The 17596-nt window shown below is 55.6% G+C and carries 12 protein-coding genes and 1 pseudogene; 6 read left to right on the plus strand and 7 right to left on the minus strand.

All coding sequences use genetic code 11. The annotated features are described in order from the left end of the window. Nucleotides 1-635 (plus strand): methyl-accepting chemotaxis protein (locus QSK07_RS11980; protein WP_285762114.1); only part of this gene is annotated, 635 nt, incomplete at its 5' end. Between the two features lie 70 nt (nucleotides 636-705). On the opposite strand, the gene QSK07_RS11985 is transcribed toward QSK07_RS11980, so the two are convergent. Further along, nucleotides 706-951 carry a hypothetical protein gene (locus QSK07_RS11985; protein WP_285721750.1) on the minus strand — a complete coding sequence of 82 codons (246 nt, stop codon included), beginning with the start codon at nucleotides 949-951 and terminating at the stop codon, nucleotides 706-708. Between the two features lie 562 nt (nucleotides 952-1513). On the opposite strand from QSK07_RS11985, the gene QSK07_RS11990 reads away from it, so the two are divergent. After that, nucleotides 1514-1750: a hypothetical protein gene (locus QSK07_RS11990; RefSeq protein ID WP_285721749.1), complete on the plus strand. Its 237-nt coding sequence runs from the start codon at nucleotides 1514-1516 to the stop codon at nucleotides 1748-1750. Nucleotides 1751-3255: 1505 nt separating this feature from the next. On the opposite strand, the gene QSK07_RS11995 is transcribed toward QSK07_RS11990, so the two are convergent. The 3 genes from QSK07_RS11995 to QSK07_RS12005 form a co-directional block, all read right to left on the minus strand. After that, nucleotides 3256-5388, minus strand: a complete 2133-nt coding sequence (locus QSK07_RS11995) for a putative bifunctional diguanylate cyclase/phosphodiesterase (protein WP_502921719.1) — start codon at nucleotides 5386-5388, stop codon at nucleotides 3256-3258. Nucleotides 5389-5902: 514 nt separating this feature from the next. Continuing rightward, a complete protein-coding gene (locus QSK07_RS12000; RefSeq protein WP_285721763.1) occupies nucleotides 5903-6148 on the minus strand; it encodes a transcriptional regulator in 246 nt (81 codons plus the stop codon). A gap of 545 nt (nucleotides 6149-6693) precedes the next feature. Further along, complete coding sequence (locus tag QSK07_RS12005; RefSeq protein WP_285721748.1) at nucleotides 6694-8157, minus strand: methyl-accepting chemotaxis protein; 1464 nt, start codon at nucleotides 8155-8157, stop codon at nucleotides 6694-6696. A 340-nt stretch (nucleotides 8158-8497) separates the two neighbouring features. On the opposite strand from QSK07_RS12005, the pseudogene QSK07_RS12010 reads away from it, so the two are divergent. Next, nucleotides 8498-10269, plus strand: a pseudogene (locus tag QSK07_RS12010) (sensor domain-containing diguanylate cyclase). Between the two features lie 15 nt (nucleotides 10270-10284). Here the strand turns inward: QSK07_RS12010 and QSK07_RS12015 are convergent. After that, entirely contained in the window at nucleotides 10285-11865 is a 1581-nt protein-coding gene (locus QSK07_RS12015) for a sensor domain-containing diguanylate cyclase (protein ID WP_285721747.1), read from the minus strand. 1232 nt (nucleotides 11866-13097) lie between these two features. Here QSK07_RS12015 and QSK07_RS12025 point away from each other — a divergent pair. Beyond that, nucleotides 13098-13610, plus strand: a complete 513-nt coding sequence (locus tag QSK07_RS12025; RefSeq protein WP_285721746.1) for a GrpB family protein — start codon at nucleotides 13098-13100, stop codon at nucleotides 13608-13610. 192 nt (nucleotides 13611-13802) lie between these two features. On the opposite strand, the gene QSK07_RS12030 is transcribed toward QSK07_RS12025, so the two are convergent. Next, entirely contained in the window at nucleotides 13803-14249 is a 447-nt protein-coding gene (locus QSK07_RS12030; RefSeq protein ID WP_285721745.1) for a VOC family protein, read from the minus strand. 450 nt (nucleotides 14250-14699) lie between these two features. On the opposite strand from QSK07_RS12030, the gene QSK07_RS12035 reads away from it, so the two are divergent. Beyond that, the gene (locus QSK07_RS12035) at nucleotides 14700-15320 is read left to right on the plus strand and encodes a protein phosphatase CheZ (RefSeq protein ID WP_285721744.1); all 621 of its coding nucleotides are present in this window, start codon (nucleotides 14700-14702) and stop codon (nucleotides 15318-15320) included. Nucleotides 15321-15392: 72 nt separating this feature from the next. Here the strand turns inward: QSK07_RS12035 and QSK07_RS12040 are convergent, their stop codons facing one another. Further along, nucleotides 15393-16397, minus strand: coding sequence for an ABC transporter substrate-binding protein (locus QSK07_RS12040; RefSeq protein WP_285721743.1), 1005 nt, complete (start codon nucleotides 16395-16397; stop codon nucleotides 15393-15395). A gap of 30 nt (nucleotides 16398-16427) precedes the next feature. Between QSK07_RS12040 and QSK07_RS12045 the strand changes: the two genes are divergently transcribed. Continuing rightward, nucleotides 16428-16664, plus strand: coding sequence for a cation:dicarboxylate symporter family transporter (locus QSK07_RS12045; RefSeq protein ID WP_285721742.1), 237 nt, complete (start codon nucleotides 16428-16430; stop codon nucleotides 16662-16664). The last annotated feature ends 932 nt before the right edge of the window (nucleotides 16665-17596 follow it).

Genomic DNA, 17596 nt, shown 5'->3' on the forward strand with positions numbered 1-17596 from the left:
TGGGTACCATGGGTGACATCAGGGGAAGCTCTGCAAAAATCACGGATATTATCGGCCTCATTGAAGGGATTGCGTTTCAGACCAACATTCTGGCCCTGAACGCCGCCGTAGAGGCCGCCCGCGCAGGAGAGCAGGGGCGTGGCTTTGCGGTTGTAGCCGGCGAAGTGCGAAATCTTGCGCAGCGCTCATCCTCATCCGCCCGTGAAATCAAAGAGCTGATCGAATCATCAATCGGATTTGTGGAATCCGGGGCGGCCCAGGCTGAGGGCGTGGGCGAGAATATGTCCCGCATGAACGATGCCGTGCGGCAGGTCACTGACCTTGTGGACGAGATCTCCGTCGCCGCCAGCGAACAGTCTAAGGGGATAGAGCAGGTCCATCTGGCAGTAAATCAGATGGATGACGTGACGCAGCAGAACGCCGCGCTGGTTGAAGAGGCCTCTGCAGCCTCATGTTCACTGATGGAGCAGGCGGCATCGCTGAACCAGCTTGTCAGTACCTTTATGCTGGTTTCCGCTTCAGGTCAGACACCCACTGTGCGCGCTGACACAGTCCGTCCGGTACGGACGGCAGCCTTATTACGCTCTGCGCCAGTTGTTGCGTCAGCAGGGGATGATAACTGGCAGAGCTTCTGAAGCAGACGTCAGATTAATTTGATTGAGGGGTGGAGCGGCGGCGTTCATCAGACACTGTAACACCGCCGTGTTAAGAGCATTTTTCTCTTCGCATGGACTGAAAAAATGCGCGTTGCGCTTTACTGAGCTCGCCGGCTATCCACGCCAGACTATGGATGTAGCGCCCGGCCTTCACCAGCCAGTCCGGGGCACAGATACTGTCTCCATCATGAGACCTGATGCCGGTTTCATGGTTAGGATAAATACAACGTATGTGAAGGTACGAAAAAATTGTGCCGCCCGGCCTCATGCCGGTGCGGCGCATGCCGATAATCATCGTACGCCTTCCCTGGGCGACATAAAACGATAAGTGTGACCTTAACTCATGTGGTTCTGGCTTCTCCTGCCCCGGAGAAGCCTTTTTTTCGCCTGCGGGGGATGCTGGCTTGTATAGCCGCATGTTCCTTCCATGCTGCAAGCGTGCCACTTCCATGGATAAGCCGGCAGGTGTGCAGAGAACTGCGGGAGTTGATTGATCCGCTCGCTAAAGAGGGCTGGTTTTTACGGATAGACTACCTGGAGTTCGGTACCTATGCTCAGCCCTGGCGGCAGAACGATCCAGGCATAACAGGCTGTTTTTTCCCCCGATTACGCTTGTTATCGTGGCAATCTTTTCTATGATTAAGACCGGCCGGCGGCTCCGGCTGAACGCGATAAAAGCAAGAGTTACAGTATTCCTCTTTGTACCGCCTTATGGCGGTTTTTTTTGCCCTGAAAACGGGCGTTAACATCAGCTGGCGTCAGCAGACAGCGCGCTTTGCAGAACACCAGGCTGCACATCAGCCTGTTCCGGATAAAGTGCAGCAAAGGTAACAAGTACAAAGATACGCGCAGCAGAGGTGAAAAATAGCGGCGGGTTGATTTGGCCTGGTTTGTGCTGGTTGTCAGTTTCTGATGAAGATATAAATCTCCTGCCTGATGGCGCACTATCCCGCTGGCAAAAAGCAGAGCGCCGGTACTTCGCTGATGCATCGCTTTATGCGATGAAAAAGAATATCAGTAAGGAATTCACTGCGATCGCCTGTCAGAATATTCAGCAGACATCATTTTCTTTCATCCATCCGCTGCTCTCATGACAGTCTATTTCTGTAAGGTGTCTGTCCGGGATTTTTGCTGACACTGTCAGCACTATTTTATATCGACACTACATGGTTAGGCCCGCAGAAACGGTCTGACAATCAGTTCTGAAACAGCATAAAAAAGCCCGGCGACCGGGCAATGACTCAGCCGCTCCTGTCTGAGCAGGCTACGGGGTGGGTTCAGTCAGCGTAGGTGAATATCAGGGATTGAGCCAGGCGGCAGGAGTAAAATACCTGCTCAGGAGGCTGGCTGCGGGTACGAATCGTGATGGCGGTTTTAAAATTCCTGACTGGCTTCGATCTGCTGTGAGGCAGACATCCTCGTTTTTGTCTGTAACATATCAGTCAGCGGCAGGGGCGCTCACTCGCACCGCCGGTTACAGGTAAGAGGAGTGCTGTAAGATAACCGGTGTAAGTGTTAAGACTTCCCCGCGCCATCTTTTAATGGCAAAAAAAGCCCGCTTTACACGGGCCAATTACAACAGAGCATTCAATAGAGAAGCGTTTATTGCGCTATTTACGCTCTTCTTTTTCATCGGCCAGCCGGGGGAATACTTTAACCGGCATGCTTTGCTGCCTGTTAAGATCGCCGCCACAAAAAAGCCCGCATGATACCTGTGCCAGGACGCTGAGTTGTTCAGACGGAATCAGTCATTCGTCAGCCGGAGCATCTCCGCTATCGCAGTCAGTCCCCTGCTGCTGGCACCGACAGGTGCTTCAGGACAGTGAGTCTTGCCCGAACAGCGGCAAAGCTCAGACCTGATTTACGAAGGGGGCTCAATCCGTTCAGTCACCAGCCCGCTGGCGCTGCTTACGCTGTTATTTGTGGTAATCCTCATCACACTCTGCTGAGCAGAAGGCAGTGTCAGCCATAACAGCCTCATCTTTGCACCCTACACATTTACCATTGGGGCTTAACGGTCCAGGCTTACGCGCGGACAATGAGGCAGTCAGGTGCGCTTCTTCGCGCTCCTTTGCCTGATGTACATCATCCAGAATTTTTCTCCAGTAATTTTACAGAATGTCCCGTGACCAGTGACCGGCGGGAGTCGGCTGAAGCATCCCGGTCAGTGTGGATTCATGCAGAAAGCGTAGTAACGCAGTCAGTCAGGGAAAAGTGATTTCAGGTTAATCAATTAACACGTCGTCTTCCCGGTTAAATACGTCCCGGCTTACTTATCTTGCAAAGGTGTGAACCGGCCTACTTTATATCACCTCCTCCCTGAAAATGCTGTCTGTTCACACGGCGCTTACTGAAAGTGGATCAAACAGGGCGACAGACCGCGACGTCAGACCCGCTTCCTGCGGAACAATCTCACTGTTTAGCAAAGGGCATAAGGACGTTACTCAGGCTGCAGCGGCTGGCCTCAGCCCGTTCATAACAGGACCTGATATAAAGAATCATGGACAGTTCACCGGTCACGTCCGCTTATCGCCGTCATCAGTCGGATCGATAATTCTGCAGCCTGACCGGCTACAGAAACAGCCTGTTACCGGTGCCATCAGGGTGCGGGCTGCACAAGTATGAGGCTGTCGTCTTCAGCCATCAGCAGCGCCTCAAAGGCCGCCACGGTGAGTGGTCTGCATAACCCGTTACCCTGCATGATGTCACACCGGGCGGCCGTCACAAAAACCCGCTGGGCCGCATCTTCCACGCCTTCCGCCGCGACGCTGAGTCCAAGGCTTTTCCCCAGCGTTGCGATAGCGCGGAACATCATCCGTACGCGCATGCTGTTGACCAGTTTATGGGTCAGCGACTTGTCAATCTTAAAGCCGCTGACGAAGCGGTGCTGCAGCAGGCTGATGGCGCCCAGCGTCCGTCCATAATGATCGATAACGAACGTGGCGCCCGTGCGCCGTATCGCCTCCAGCTGCGCGGGCGTGTCCTGGAACAGCATGGCCAGAAGCGGTTCATCAACCTCAAGGTCTACAAAGGCGGCATCGCCACCAGCAGCCTCGCGCAGCACGCTTTCGAGACCGTAACCCGCCAGTTGGCGCGGGAACAGGTTAATGCTGACCCGTAGTTGCGGGCTGCGGGCCTGCCACTGGCGTACCTGCGCCAGCGCGGTCCGGATAATCCAGTCGCCGAGCTCAACCGAAAGCGGACTCTTCACCAGCATATCGGTAAACTCGGCCGGCAGCAGCAGGCCACGTGCGGGATGCTGCCAGCGTACCAGCGCCTCACAGCCGAGCAGGCGGCCGCTGCCGGCATCATATCGTGGCTGATAGTGCAGGATGAACTCCTGCTGCCGCACGGCGGTTTCGAGCTCGCGCTCAAAGCGCCGTCGCCGCTGCTCCGCCTCGCGAAACGCTGGCCGGAAAAGCACGCTGCGGCCCTTGCCCGAGGCCTTAGCCCGATAAAGCGCCAGATCGGCCGCCGACATCACCGTGGACGCATTCTTACCGTGCTCCGGATAGTAAGCAACCCCTGTGCTGGCACCCACCACGACAGGCGAACCGTGATAGCGGAAAGGCGTCTGCACGGCGGCGATCAGGCGCTCCGCCCTAGAGCCGGCATCGTCACTCCCGCCCGGCAGCAAAATGATAAATTCGTCACCGCCGAGTCGGGCGGCGATTATCGCGTCATTGCACACCTGCCGGATTTGCTCTGCCACATGACAAAGCAGTGCATCGCCTGCAGCGTGCCCGAGCGTATCATTGACTTCCTTGAAGCCGTCCAGGTCCATCATAAGCAGCATGCAGGGCACGCCGGCTTCAGTCAGGTGGTCCAGTTGCTTCATAAATGCGCCGCGGCTGGCCAGCCGGGTCAGCATGTCCAGTGAGGCCAGTTCGCACAGGCGTGCCTCACTCTCATGCCGGGCGGTAACGTCGCGGATTATCATTCCCACCAGGCGTGTGTCGCCCTCGCGCCAGCCCGAGAACGAGACTTCGGCGGGAAATTCCCGGCCGTCGCGCCGCAGCCCCCAGGTCTGCATCGTGCGCGGCTGTGAAATTGCTGCTTCTTCCCCGGAAAGGCGGTCCAGTTCATTTCGGTAGTCGGTCTGACAGCGATCTGGAATGAGGCCTGCCACGTACTGACCGGCCATCTCCTGAGGCCCGTAACCAAACATGCCAGTGGCGGCCGGATTCCAGAAGGTGATGCCGCGTCGCAGGTCGGTGCAGATGATGGCGTCCGGTGAGGTGACCGAGATGGACTCCAGCCGCTGCTGGCTGGCATGACGCAGCTGATCCAGCCGATGGACTTCCATCCTGTCCATTACCAGCGCGGCGATATCAGCAAGGTGCTGCCGGTCAGCGTCGGTCAGCGGCGGGCGTGGCAGCGTGTCGGTCAGGCAAACGGTGCCGATAAGGTGGCCATCCGGTGTAGCCAGCGGGATCCCCGCATAAAAGCGGATATGCGGATATCCCTGAACCAGCGGATTGTCACGAAAACGCAGGTCATCAAGGGTGTCGGAAACGCAGAGGAACGTCCCCTGCGCCAGCGTATGATCGCAGAAGGACACGCGGCGGGCGGTGCTCGCAATGTTCAGTCCGTAGCGTGAGGTGAAAAGCTGCCGCTGATCGTCAATCAGTGAAACAAAGGCGGTGGGCACACGAAAAAGGCGTGCGGCAAGCGTGGTTAGCCGGTCGATTGCGTTTTCGGCCAGCGCATCTGCCTGCTGATACTGCGCCAGTGCGGCAAGGCGGGCGCGCTCAGGGTCTGTGATTGAGCGTTTCAGAGTCTGTCCCCTCGGATAAATGAGCTGTGGCAGGCATGACACAGTAAAAAGGGGGCCGGTTCAATCAGACAGGGCGCAGAAATCTCTGTTGTTCCGAAGCCGGAAGAGGCCCCGCGAGCGTGTCCACCTACCGGGGGAAATATACGGGCCTTGCAGGGTCAGTGGGGCATCATGGCGCTGCTATTTAAGACGCATGCCGGGCGGCAGGCTACCGCTGCAGCCCGGCGCACAGCTGGCAGATAGCGCAGTAGGGATATCGCAGACATCCTGACTGAAGCGCGTGCCTGAGAGAGTAGAACGTGCCCTTAAACGTCTTCCCGCCAGCCCGCGTCAGTACGACGCAGCCCTCACAGTGAACCTCTTCAGGTGCGGGGTGCCCGCATCGCACTGCAAAGTAATATTTCAGGCTCATGGCCCTATCCTCTTATCCGCCGGTAACACGTAAACTTCAGGCGCTACCTGCAGGAAACTACCTTTTCTTTTTTGGTACAAGGGCATAGTGAGGGTGACGTCCTGCAAGCAACAGCAGCAGCTCGTACTCTCCCTGGCTCAGGTGGGCGGGGTTTCTGGCGGCCTCTTTGGTCTGCCAGACGCGCAGGCTGAGCTCAAACCGCTCAGCGGCGGCCTCCTGCGACAGGCCTGCGGCCAGATGGAGTTCACGGACGTCGGAACAGGTAACAACGGTGGGATTTACAGGCTGATTTCCAGGGGATATTTCCTTCAGAGATGCGGACCGTTCAGGGCCAGCAGCGTGAAAAATGACGCAGAGAATGACAGAACAGTCATTACATTGTCTTAACTTTTCTGCTGCAATGCAACGTCAGCAGCCCGCATACGCATTGGTTACCCGCAAGCCGTATTAATTAAATCACGCTGCTGAGCCGGATTGTTTAATTGGTATTAATACGTTATCTGCTGCAGGAATAGAAATAGTCTCCTTCTTCACCCGTTATTATTCAGAGGGTATTCCGGTGTTTTCTGTCTGACAAGTTGCCAGAATATACAGGGAATGCGGGGAACGGACGTCATTAATACCGATTCGCTCTGAAAAAAGAGGATCACCGTATAAAATAACCGTGGCTGAATTCAGCGACAGATGCACACCGACCTCAGCTGCACTGCGATCCGGGAAGAGTGACAGATAATATTCCGCTGGCGCTGCGTATAGCCCGTGATCGCCAGAACCGGGCGGTGCGTCCAGCAGACAGGAACAGCGATCGTGAGCGCGTGGCGGGAGGATCCGCAGCCGGGTCCGGGATACTACCGGTGTCCGAAAACCTCCCAGCCCCCTTCCGGTGACGGGGAAATAACCTGACGGCGCGACCCCGGTGTGACAGTGCCGGCAACGCCCGTGACGTTACTTTCCGCCGCCGGCAGCGTAAAGCGGGTGATTGCTCCGCTAAGGGCGATTGTCTGTCCACTCAGGCTCCCCGCGGTCGCAGAGACAGCCTGCACCAGCGTGGCGTTCTGCTGGGTAACGCGATCAAGCTCTGCCACGGCCAGTGTGACCTGTGCGATCCCTTTGCTCTGCTCCCCGGAGGCAAGCGCTATCTGACCAATGAGCTCGCTGACTCCGCCGACGCCACGCAGCACCTCATCCATGGTGGCGCCGGCGCTGTCCGCCGCCTGCCGCCCGGCGCTGATGCGCGCTACGGTATCGGCAATCAGCTCTTCAATTTCCTTTGAGGCGACCGCGCTGCGCTGCGCCAGTGAGCGCACTTCGGCCGCCACCACGGCAAAACCGCGGCCCTGCTCTCCGGCGCGGGCAGCCTCGACCGCGGCGTTGAGTGCCAGAATGTTGGTCTGGAAGGCAATCCCGCTTATGGTGGTGGTAAACTGACGGATTTTTTCTGACCCTTCAGCTATTCCACCCATGGCATCAACTACCGCCCGCACAAGATGCTCACTGCGCCGCGTGGTCTCCGCTGTCTGTACCGCCAGCTCCCTGGCCTCATGCGCGTTAGCCGCATTGTGGCTGACGGTGGCGGTAATCTCCTCCATGCTGGCCGCGGTCTGCTCCAGTGCCGCGGCCTGGGTAGCGGTCCGGTCGGAAAGGTCAGCATTGCCGGTGGCAATGTCGGCGGCCTCGCGGTGCAGTATGATCGCGTTGTCGCGGATCGACTCCACCGCATCGAGCAGGCTGTGCTGCATCTCCCTGACCAGCGGTACCAGCTGCCCGACGCAGTTGCGGCCAAGGTCTTCAGGCACATGAGTGAGGTCGCCATCCGCAATAATTTTCAGGTGCGCACGGATCTTCGCCACCGGGCGCACGAGGTGCACCACAAGATAGCGGTCACAGAACGCCAGCAGCGCGGCGGCCGCCAGCAGCGCTGTAAAAAATATCACCTCAAGCCGGTGGCGCTCGGCCCGCACCGGCGCATCGTCTGCCGCCAGCTGCTGTGTCAGGGCACTGAGCCGTTCACGTGCCGCGGCCGGATAGTCCTGCGATGCCGACAGCGTTGCGCGGTAGGCGTCCCATGCCGGGTCTGCCGGAGCGGCGTTCAGCAGCGCCGCTTTGTCGGCTGCGCTGCCGTCCTGCATGACGAGGCCCGCGCGGGTCAGAAAGGTGAGTTGCTGCGTTAGCGCGTCAGCGCGGTCAGCATGGCGGTACATCTCGCGCAGCGTCAGCGTGCCGTAGGCACCGGCAAGCGCCACCACGGCCAGCGAGAGGATCATTATCCACAATACCACGCGGCGGATTGTCAGGTGTCGGAGTAACTGCATAAGGTTTTCCCTGGATCATAGTGTTATTAAACAATAATGATTGTCGTTTATTTTATTTTTGTGCGTGATGAATACGCGCTGCGTTTATTCAGGCTGAATTCTGGCAGGAATAATAAAAAAAGAATATGTTTCAACGATAAAATAAAAGAATCGTAATATTGTAAATAATTCACTAAAGAAAATAAATAATGATACAGAGCCGTGCGGTGTCTGGCATACACAGCATATTAAAGCGTTAATTGTTTTTCCCTGTTGCAGCAATTGATTTTAGTACCAGTCCGTTACCGTACATTTTTTCTTTCTGATTTCGCACCGGAACCAGGCCGGGGCGGAGGGATGCATGCTGATTAATCTTACCGGCGACGACGATCGCCGCGCGCAGGAGCTGAAGGCGCTGCGCAGTCCCGATGAAAGCCGCGATGGCGTGCTGCAAAAATTTGTCCGGCCAGCCAGCCAGGCGACTGATATCTCCGGCAGCTTTATCTCGGTGCCGGACGATAAGCACCAGCATGTGCAGGTCGCCCATAATTTCGGGCTGAAGCAGTCGTCCCGGGATGACTCTCTGTGTCGCCATGCGGTAGACAGCGACAGTGCAGTGGTCGTCCCTGACACCCGGTCTAACGTCCGTTTTTCGTCGCATCCGCTCATCACCGGCGCGCCTTACATACGCTTCTATGCCGGCGTACCGCTGAAATCGTGAGGGCATCGTGCCCGGCACACTGTGCGTCACGGACACGGTGCCGCACCCGTTTGGCGCCGACCACGTTACCACACTAAAACGGCTGGCCGCGCTGGTGATGTCGTTTCTGAAGGCCTGACACTCCGCCGGGTTTGCCGATCCGGTTACCGGCTTACCAAACCGCCAGCGCTTCGTCCGCGACTTGCAGTTTCTGGCCGCATCGGAGGACAGCGCGCCGCGCCGGCTGGTGCTGATTGACTGCATCGACATACCGCACGCCTGCGAACTCGCCCGCTCGATGGGGATGGGGCCGGTGGAAAGCCTGCTCAGGGACGTGGCCACCCTTCTGCCGCTGCGCCTGCGCCCGACCCCTGACGAGCTGTTCTATACCGTCGCCACCGGACGATTCGCCGTTCTGACGCGCGATGACAGCCACATGAATGCGGACTGGGTCGCGGGCCGCCTGGTAGGGATCAGTGCCGATCCCGGAGACGGCATCGCCGTGGCGCTCAGTACCCATGCGGGTGAAGTCACTTTTGCCACGGGCAGCATAACGGCACAGTAAGCACTGCGCCGTGCGGTCAGTACCCTGCACGAGGCCCTTGGCCGTGGCGTGTGCGCTTCAGCGCGGCTGGCGACGCGCGTCATACTCAGGACTTCACGCTGACGAACGATCTGGCCACCGCGCTGCGGCAAGACAACGGCCTGTGGCTCGCCTTCCAGCCCAAAATATGCCTGCACAGCGGCAGGCCTGTCGCACTGGAGACACTGATCCGCTGGCACCATCCGGTACGCGGTGAACGCTCTCACGCGCTCTTTGTCCCCTGCCAGAGCAGACTTCGCTGCTCAGCGACCTGACGGCCTGGGTTACGGACCGGGTTATCAGCCGCATGACGCGTCTGCGCAATAGCTGCATTCAGCTTCCCGACACGGTAAACGTCAGCAGCAAGGATTTCGCCCGCGAGGGCTTTGCCGATGCGCTGGAAGTGAAGATGATAAGGGCGAAACTTCCCACATCACTGCTGGGCATTGAATGTCTGGAGACCGAGCGCATTATTGAAAACCCGGTGGCGATGCGCGGACTGGAGATGCTGAAGCTGCGCGGGTTCGGAATTTCGCTGGATAACTTCGGTACCGGCTACAGCAACATCAGCGACCTTCGACGCATGCCGCTTGACGTCATCAGGCTGGACCGCTCGCTCATCAGTGAAATTTCGTCTGACACTGCCTCGCGCATCATTGCCCGCAGCATTATTACTATGCTGAAGGATCCCGATTATACGGTGCTGGCCGAGGGCGTTGAGGATGCGGAAACGGGCACTGCGCTTGCGGAATATGGCTGCGACCAGGCGCAGGGCTTTTTCTATTCCCGTCCCCTGCCGGAGTCAGAGCTTGACGGATGGCTGTCCTGGAAACTGCGCGGCCAGTGCTGATCCGGCGCCCTGCCATCAGACGGCTGCCTGATATCGTCTAAACCCCTCCGGTCCGGCGACCACGACTGCGTTACGTCCGGCGCCTTTGGCTTCATAAAGTGCCTCGTCGGCGCGGCGCAGAAGCGCGCCGCGGCCGTCACAGCCGGCAAGCGACGCGACGCCGGCGGACACTGTCATGCTCCCCACGTACGGAAACGTTGTGATGCTCACCGTCTCGCGGATGCGTTCTGCCATCCGGGCCGCATCGTCCAGTGACGTCCGGGGCAGCAGCAGAATAAACTCCTCACCACCGAATCGGCTGACCACGTCGCCGGTTCTGCACGCCTGGCGCAGCAGGCCGGCCAGACTTATCAGTACCGCGTCGCCGGCATCGTGCCCGTACCAGTCATTAATTTTCTTAAAATGGTCGATGTCCAAGGCAACGGCGCACTGTGACACATCTTCACTCAATCGGTCCGCCAGAAGGATAAAGCCCCGGCGGTTGCAGAGTCCGGTCAGCGGATCGGTCATGGCTTCGTCGCTGAGCGCTGCCATGCGTCCCGCCACGGCCTGACGGTTCTCATCCACGGCCTGCTTCAGGCGATCAGCTTCATAGTACCAGGCCTGGACCGACTGAAGTGACGCGGCTGATGCTTCACTGGCCCCGTCCCGTACCATGCCGGCCAGCTTCTCCAGGGGTGAGGCAATATACCCGGCCAGCACGGTCATCGCGGCTGCCGTCAGGATGATAATTCCTGCCAGGAACCACAGCGCATTTTTTACCGTGCGCATCAGGATCTGCCTGACCGTCTCAGAACTTCCCGCAATGAAAATGTTCCAGTCCGTCCTGTGCAGGCTGGCATAGCCGGTAAGGAACTGCTGACCGTCGGCTTCAGAGCTGAACCGGCCACTTTCGGTCGTGGCGAGCTGTTTCTGCAGCGCAGGAGGCAACGTCATTTTTTTCCCGACGCGAGCGGGGTCATGACTGAATATGATAAGGCCATCATTGCTGACGATGCTGACAGTTGAACCGCGGGCGTAAAAATGCTGGCTCAGGATATCGCTCAGCATGCTCTGCTTCCTGAGATAGATGGTACCACCGATGTAGCCCAGGTAACTGCCATCAGAGGTAAACAGAGGCTGGGACAGAAACACGACATAGTTACCTGAGGCAGAGGTAAAGGGTGACGAGATAAACGGCTTCTGCGTGGCGATAGCCTGCCTGCTCGCATCCGAATAGAGCTTTATGCCAACAAGGCTCAGGCTTTCCGGTGAGGTGGCAGCAATGACGGCGTCACGGTTAACCACCACTACCGTATTAAAAAAGCCAGACTGCAGCCGCAGGCGGTCGGTCTCGCCCCGGAGGAGCGCCGGGTCGGCGAGCCCGTTAATCTGCCGGGCGCTCCAGGCCAGTTCACGCTGCGCGATGCCAAGATAACGATCGGTCGTGTCGGCAAGCTTGCGCGCGTAGGCAATATTGCCCTCAAGCAGGCTGTCCTCTATGTTGCCTTTCTGAAAAATAAGCATCGCCCCGAGCAGCAGGCCGGCGGTCAGGATCACCCCGCCGATGGAGAGCGAGATGAGGAGCGTGCGAAGGCGCAGTTTTTTCAGCGGCATTACGTGTTGGTCCGGTTAAGGTATTATCAGAGTTTAGTGCTTATGCCGCTGAACAAAGGCATGAACAGCGGGCCTTTTATGCACCACACAACAGGATTGCGGGGGCCGCCAGGTTCATACCGGCTCAGGACCCTTTCATACCCGGTGCAGTTCAGTCTGATAATCCGGTGACCTGTCGGGATATCCATAGCGTAACGTCATAAAAAAAGCTTAATAGAGTTATGCCACCTCACCAGGGCATATCGGCCTTTAGCCCGTGAGATTCTGCGGACATTTTTTTACGCTGAACATCGAAAGCAGGCCAGCCGCCGCCACATCACCGGCTTATTCACCTGCGTGATGGATAACCCTGTGAGCAGCAGGAAGACATCAGCCGCGTCGGGCAGTAAGGGCCGTACAGACTAAGTACTCGCCTGCACAGACGGCCACGACGATGCAAAGGCTGTCAGTCTGTAAAGCGTATACCAGTCCGGGAGGGTCAGTATCTGTCCCTGCTCTGTTGCGTGCATATCTGATTTTTCGCGTCAGCCGACGCAGTGCGACCTGTCCGGTAACGGCAACTTGTGGTCACACCGGATACCCGGAGTTGTGCCGGAAACGCAGCCCGGTATTGCGGCCGGCGCTATCCACTAAGGGGCACCTCTGTGCCGTTATGGCGCCTGACGCGGAGCGCCTTAAAAGATATGCAAACCTGAACTTTCAAAAGCCGGACTCTGCCTGAGGCATTATCCTGCTGCCATAATGGCAGACAGCATCTTTATTCATGCGATTGCTTAACAGTAAGTCAGAGGGAGAATCAGAATGCAATGATCACCGAACACTGCAGGCGATGCTGTGGCTTGTGGAAAAGCTCAGATTGCTTGAGTGCAGCCTTCATGGTGACAGGCGAAACGATCGGGAGTGGCTTGAGCTGATTCTTCATCCTGAGTTCCGTGAAATTACACGATCAGGTGTAATGGTCAACCGATCAGAGACCATTACGGCGCTGCTTACTGAGAGGGATGCCCCCTTTATTCTCAGCAGCGATTTCCGGCTCACGGAGGTGGGCTGCAGTTGCGTTTTGCTTCACTATCGGACGTTTTACGCTGATGGCAGCCATCCTGCATTACGTTCCTCTTGCTGGATTTGTTCAGATGAAGGCCAGTGGACGCTGTTTTTTCACCAGGGAACGCCGGCGGCAGGCACACAGGTTCAGGGATGAGTTATATACTCAGAGCTGAGGAGATGTATTGATGCGAACAGTTATCGTTGTGCCATACGATGATACATGGCCTGAGATGTTTGAAGCGGAAAGTTTACTGATAAAGACACTGCTCGGTGGAGTGGCTAAAGATATCCATCATATTGGCAGCACATCCGTGCCTGGTCTCTCAGCAAAGCCCATTATCGACATATTGCTGGAAGTCTACGACATCAATGAACTGGATAGATACAATTGTGCACTGGCCCAAGCCGGTTATGTTATCCGCGGTGAGAATGGAATATCAGGGCGCAGATACTTCATTAAGGGTGGCGATCAGCGTAGCCATCAGGTGCATGCATTTGCTGATGGCGATGTGCAGGTACTAAGTCATCTTGTTTTCCGCGATTATTTACGAAAAAACACACCCATCGCAGGGATGTATGCTGAGCTCAAACACTCAGCAGCGCTAATCAGCAGGAATGATGCTCATCGCTACAGCGCGCTCAAAGCGAACTTTATAGCGCATCATTTACAACTGGCACAGGCTGAGTCAGAACGATAGGGAATAAATTCTTAACGGATTGTCATGTCCCCTTTTAGCCTTCAGCAGACTTCACCCTGCTGATATGTCCGCTTTATGCCAGAATATCACTGCGCCAGTCGTGTACTGAATTGAGATTTTTCGCCGGGAACGCAGGAATTCATGAATGATTTAGTCACCGCTGAAAATCGTGAGATTTTATCAATGAGGTGACTATTCTTCATCTGTGTAATTATCTGCTTCAGGTGTGTAATTATCTGCTTCAGGAGAATAACCCCGACAAACGCATGCCAGCTTATGCCCGTCAGGATCGCGCAGATAGGCAACATAAAAGTCGGAGCCGTATGCGGTTCGTGTGCCTGGAGCTCCTTCATTCTCTCCACCCGCAAGAAGGCCAGCTGCATGAAAGCGTCTGACAAGCTCCGCGTTATCTGCACTGAATGCGAACATGGTTCCGTTCCCAGACGTTGCGGGATGTCCATCAAAGGGAGGACAAATACAAAAGCTGAATCCTTTATCCGGATTATTTTCATCTCCCCACATTGCCCAGCCCTCTGTCCAGGCTGGCAGTCGTGAATAGCCAAGGACTTTGAAAACAGTGTCATAAAAGTCCACGGAGCGCTGATGGCAATTTGTACCAATTGTGATATACGTCAGCATTTGATTACAACCTTTCGCCGTTTGTCTGAACAGATAGTATACCCTCCACAGCAGCAATGAATATTTACCTGATGCGCCAGCTTCCGCTTCAAATCATCGCACCGGCTATCAAAAACACCTTATTAATGGCGGCAGCTGGCATATCCTCTGTTGATCAATAAGCGACTTTGCTGACGGTAATGCCCTCTGCTGTGGAACAACGACCGAATTCCGCTTTCCGATCAAACAAACGTAACTGCCGGATCATCCTTCAGTCAGAAAAGCCCGCGGTGTGAACACAGATATTCAGCCACATTTTCCCTTTCCAGACCTGGCAACATCCGCGCCGAGGCGTCTTTTTAACATTCTGAAACGTCTGTTCTGAGGGAAAAATCACAGGAAATTTAATAAACCGCCAGACTCTGCCGATAACCTCAGGTATCGAAACTTTGTACGCAGGAAACAGCATTCATGTCACCATCCGACACCCACAATAAGCAGCAGGAAATTACTGAGATTACGGCGCGTGCTGGCTACATCCTGCGGCAGCTTCGCGACAGTCTGCAACAGCTGGGGCTTGATAAAACCATTGCCGATGTGGCGGGGAGTATCCCGAATGCCCGTGAAAGGCTGGGGTATGTGGTCACAATGACCCGTGAAGCCGCCGAGGGCGTCATCAACAGCGTGGAGATCACGCAGCCTCTGCAAACGGAACTGGGCGAAAAAGCGGAGAAACTCACACAACGCTGGGATGCTGCTTCCGGGACTCCGTCGGACAAAGAACAGGCTCAGGCATTAGCCGTGGATACCGCTGCCTTGCTGGATGAAGTCCCCCGTATCACGGGTCTGACACAACAGCAGTTGCACGCGATTATGATGTCACAGGGCTTCCAGGATCTTACCGGACAGATAGTCCAGGCGATGATGGCCGTGCTGAATCAGGCTGAGCAACAGCTGATACAGGTCATCCGTGATAACACCGGCTCACAGGGCACAGCCGAGCGTAGTGCGCCGTCTAAACCCGCTTCCTCATCAGAAACCCCTGCCAGTCAGGATGATGTAGACGACCTGCTGGCCAGTCTGGGAATGTAAACCGGGATAAAACCCAGGATGAGAATGGACGATTAATAAGAGTAAAGGATTCGACCTGTCACTCAGACTGACTTATTCAGGAGGCAAAGCCTGCAGGATACGCTGTGCATCATTTGCGCTGAGCGGATAATCGTAAAATGTCCGGTAAAATTCCTGTGTGGCTTTGCGCAGATCCCGTTTTGCAAATAGCGCCGGATGCAGTTTTTTTGCCGCCCACTGAATCTGCAGCGCGACCTCAGTACCGTAGCGATCCCATGGAAAGACACCTGATGGATTTTGCCAGACCTGGCGCTGCTTCACGGCTTTCACGCCGGCAAACAGCGTCCGGTATTCTGAGTCTGTCAGTGTTCCCGCTCCGGCCCCGATGATTATCACATCCGGATTCCAGCGAATGACTTCCTCCGGAGAAACAGGCCGCATGTTACCATTAACAGATGCCGCGACATTACGGCCGCCGGCAAGCCTGATCCAGGTGTCAATCAGGGTATTTCGACCATCCACTTTCAGCGGATGCAACGACTGGATATGCAGTACTCGTGGACGCTGTATATCCGTGAGCCCGGCCGTTTTAGCCTGAATATCTGCAATTTGAGTATCCAGATAGTGATTGTATGCCTGCGCGCGGACTGCCGCGGCTGGCGTGCCAACGACCTGAGCCGTGGTGATGAGTGAGCGTTTCATTGAATCAAAATCATCAAAATTCATTGCCAGCACAGGAAGACCAGCCTGACGATAGGAGGTTGCATCAGGGTCGCTGGCAGGAACAAAAACGGCATCAACCTTCCGCGCTACCAGCGCTTCACTATTAAAGGTCCTGCCATGCGCCTGTAACGCCCGGTTTAACGATGGCTGCACTTTAAACATCCATGGTCGATCTGCAGGATGGTTTACGGTTGCTACGATTCGATCGCCGGCACCCAGCGTCATGAGCAGAGAGTGATGGGCAAACCAGGCATCGGCAATATTCTGCGCCGGTTTGCTTAGCTCTACCCGGTTTCCACTGTCGTCAGTCACTGTCTGAGCCGACGCCAGGGCACTGACTACCAGCAGCGGTATTGCCCATTGCAGGCTTTTCATTTTTAACTACTCCATCAGAAACTAAGTTGCATGGAAACCTGCACCGTGCGCGGTTCTCCCATAGAGGCGCTGGACATTCCCTTGTCAGTACCGCATCAGCTTTCACTACTGGTTATTCCTTTACTGACCTCGAAAGGGGCGGCAAGTGTCAGCGGTAGCGCATTTATAACACTTGCCGCCACGTTAGGATCAATGAACAGCGTGCCCGCTGCAGGTCGGGTATTGGTGCTCGGCGTGTACCGCTTTATTTCAGAGGGGGAGCGCTGATTAACGTTACAGGTAACGGCGTTGCAACCCTGGTAATCTCCCGCTGGAATGGGTCGCTGGATGTGGAGATGCTAAAGAGCGAGCTGGGATGATGCCCTGATACAAAACAGCCTATTAATTCCGGTTATATCTCCCCGGGAACGGCACAAAAATACCCTACTCGCGAAAACTGAGTATTGCATAAATGAACTAAGACCGAAAGTGACCAGGTTATCAGTCCTGCCGCGCTCAGCGGCAGGACAAGTTAGCGCAAAGTTTTCTGGTGGCGTTTAGACCTGCTGACTGGAGACGCAGGCTGACGAACATTCAGTAGCGTTATATGCCAGACCTTCACTATCAGATAAAAATTTTTTTATCAATGCAGGCGGTTACAGGCTGGATACGTTGGCTGAGATACACAGGTTTGATTTACTTTTTGCCGAAAATACTCAGCAGTCAAAGAGAAAGCATTACAGATCCTACTGAGTGATACAGTCCATTACATAAAGAAAATTTAAAATATGCTGGTGATAGCCTGTTACCTGGAAAGGTCGGCGGGCTTTATATTCATCTGGTATAGTTCAGGAAACCGTGATCAACCGGAAAGGCTAGCTTATTAATCGATAGGTATCAGAAACAGTAAGTAAGTTCAGGCAAAGGTCTGCTTTTAGCAGATTACGGATAAAATAAATAATACATTACCGTCGCTTTTAACAACCCAACTTTGCCGGGTAATTAAGCGCCTCACGGGCAAAACCGCGATGTCGTAACTGAAGCCAGATTCCCCTTTCTGAGCGGTTATTACCATACTCTGAAGTTCGCAACTTTATTAGTTGATTAATAAATACTTTTACTGAAGTATGGGGGTCCCTTTCAGGCGGATTACAGACTTTTTCTTTAGTCTGCGACCTTAGGGTCTCAGCGCGCCTGCCTGCCGCTGCTTTAGCAGTGCC

It is taken from the genome of Pantoea sp. QMID4, from assembly GCF_030270445.1.
In the GTDB taxonomy this organism is placed as follows: Bacteria; Pseudomonadota; Gammaproteobacteria; order Enterobacterales; family Enterobacteriaceae; genus Pantoea; species Pantoea vagans.

What these genes read in the sequence shown, in the direction of transcription:
- QSK07_RS11985 (WP_285721750.1), bottom strand. Translation starts at nt 951, where the DNA reads ATGATTATCGGCATGCGCCGCACCGGCATGAGGCCGGGCGGCACAATT.
- QSK07_RS12005 (WP_285721748.1), bottom strand. Translation starts at nt 8,157, where the DNA reads ATGCAGTTACTCCGACACCTGACAATCCGCCGCGTGGTATTGTGGATA.
- QSK07_RS12015 (WP_285721747.1), bottom strand. Translation starts at nt 11,865, where the DNA reads ATGCCGCTGAAAAAACTGCGCCTTCGCACGCTCCTCATCTCGCTCTCC.
- QSK07_RS12025 (WP_285721746.1), top strand. Translation starts at nt 13,098, where the DNA reads ATGCGAACAGTTATCGTTGTGCCATACGATGATACATGGCCTGAGATG.
- QSK07_RS12030 (WP_285721745.1), bottom strand. Translation starts at nt 14,249, where the DNA reads ATGCTGACGTATATCACAATTGGTACAAATTGCCATCAGCGCTCCGTG.
- QSK07_RS12035 (WP_285721744.1), top strand. Translation starts at nt 14,700, where the DNA reads ATGTCACCATCCGACACCCACAATAAGCAGCAGGAAATTACTGAGATT.
- QSK07_RS12040 (WP_285721743.1), bottom strand. Translation starts at nt 16,397, where the DNA reads ATGAAAAGCCTGCAATGGGCAATACCGCTGCTGGTAGTCAGTGCCCTG.
- QSK07_RS12045 (WP_285721742.1), top strand. Translation starts at nt 16,428, where the DNA reads ATGGAAACCTGCACCGTGCGCGGTTCTCCCATAGAGGCGCTGGACATT.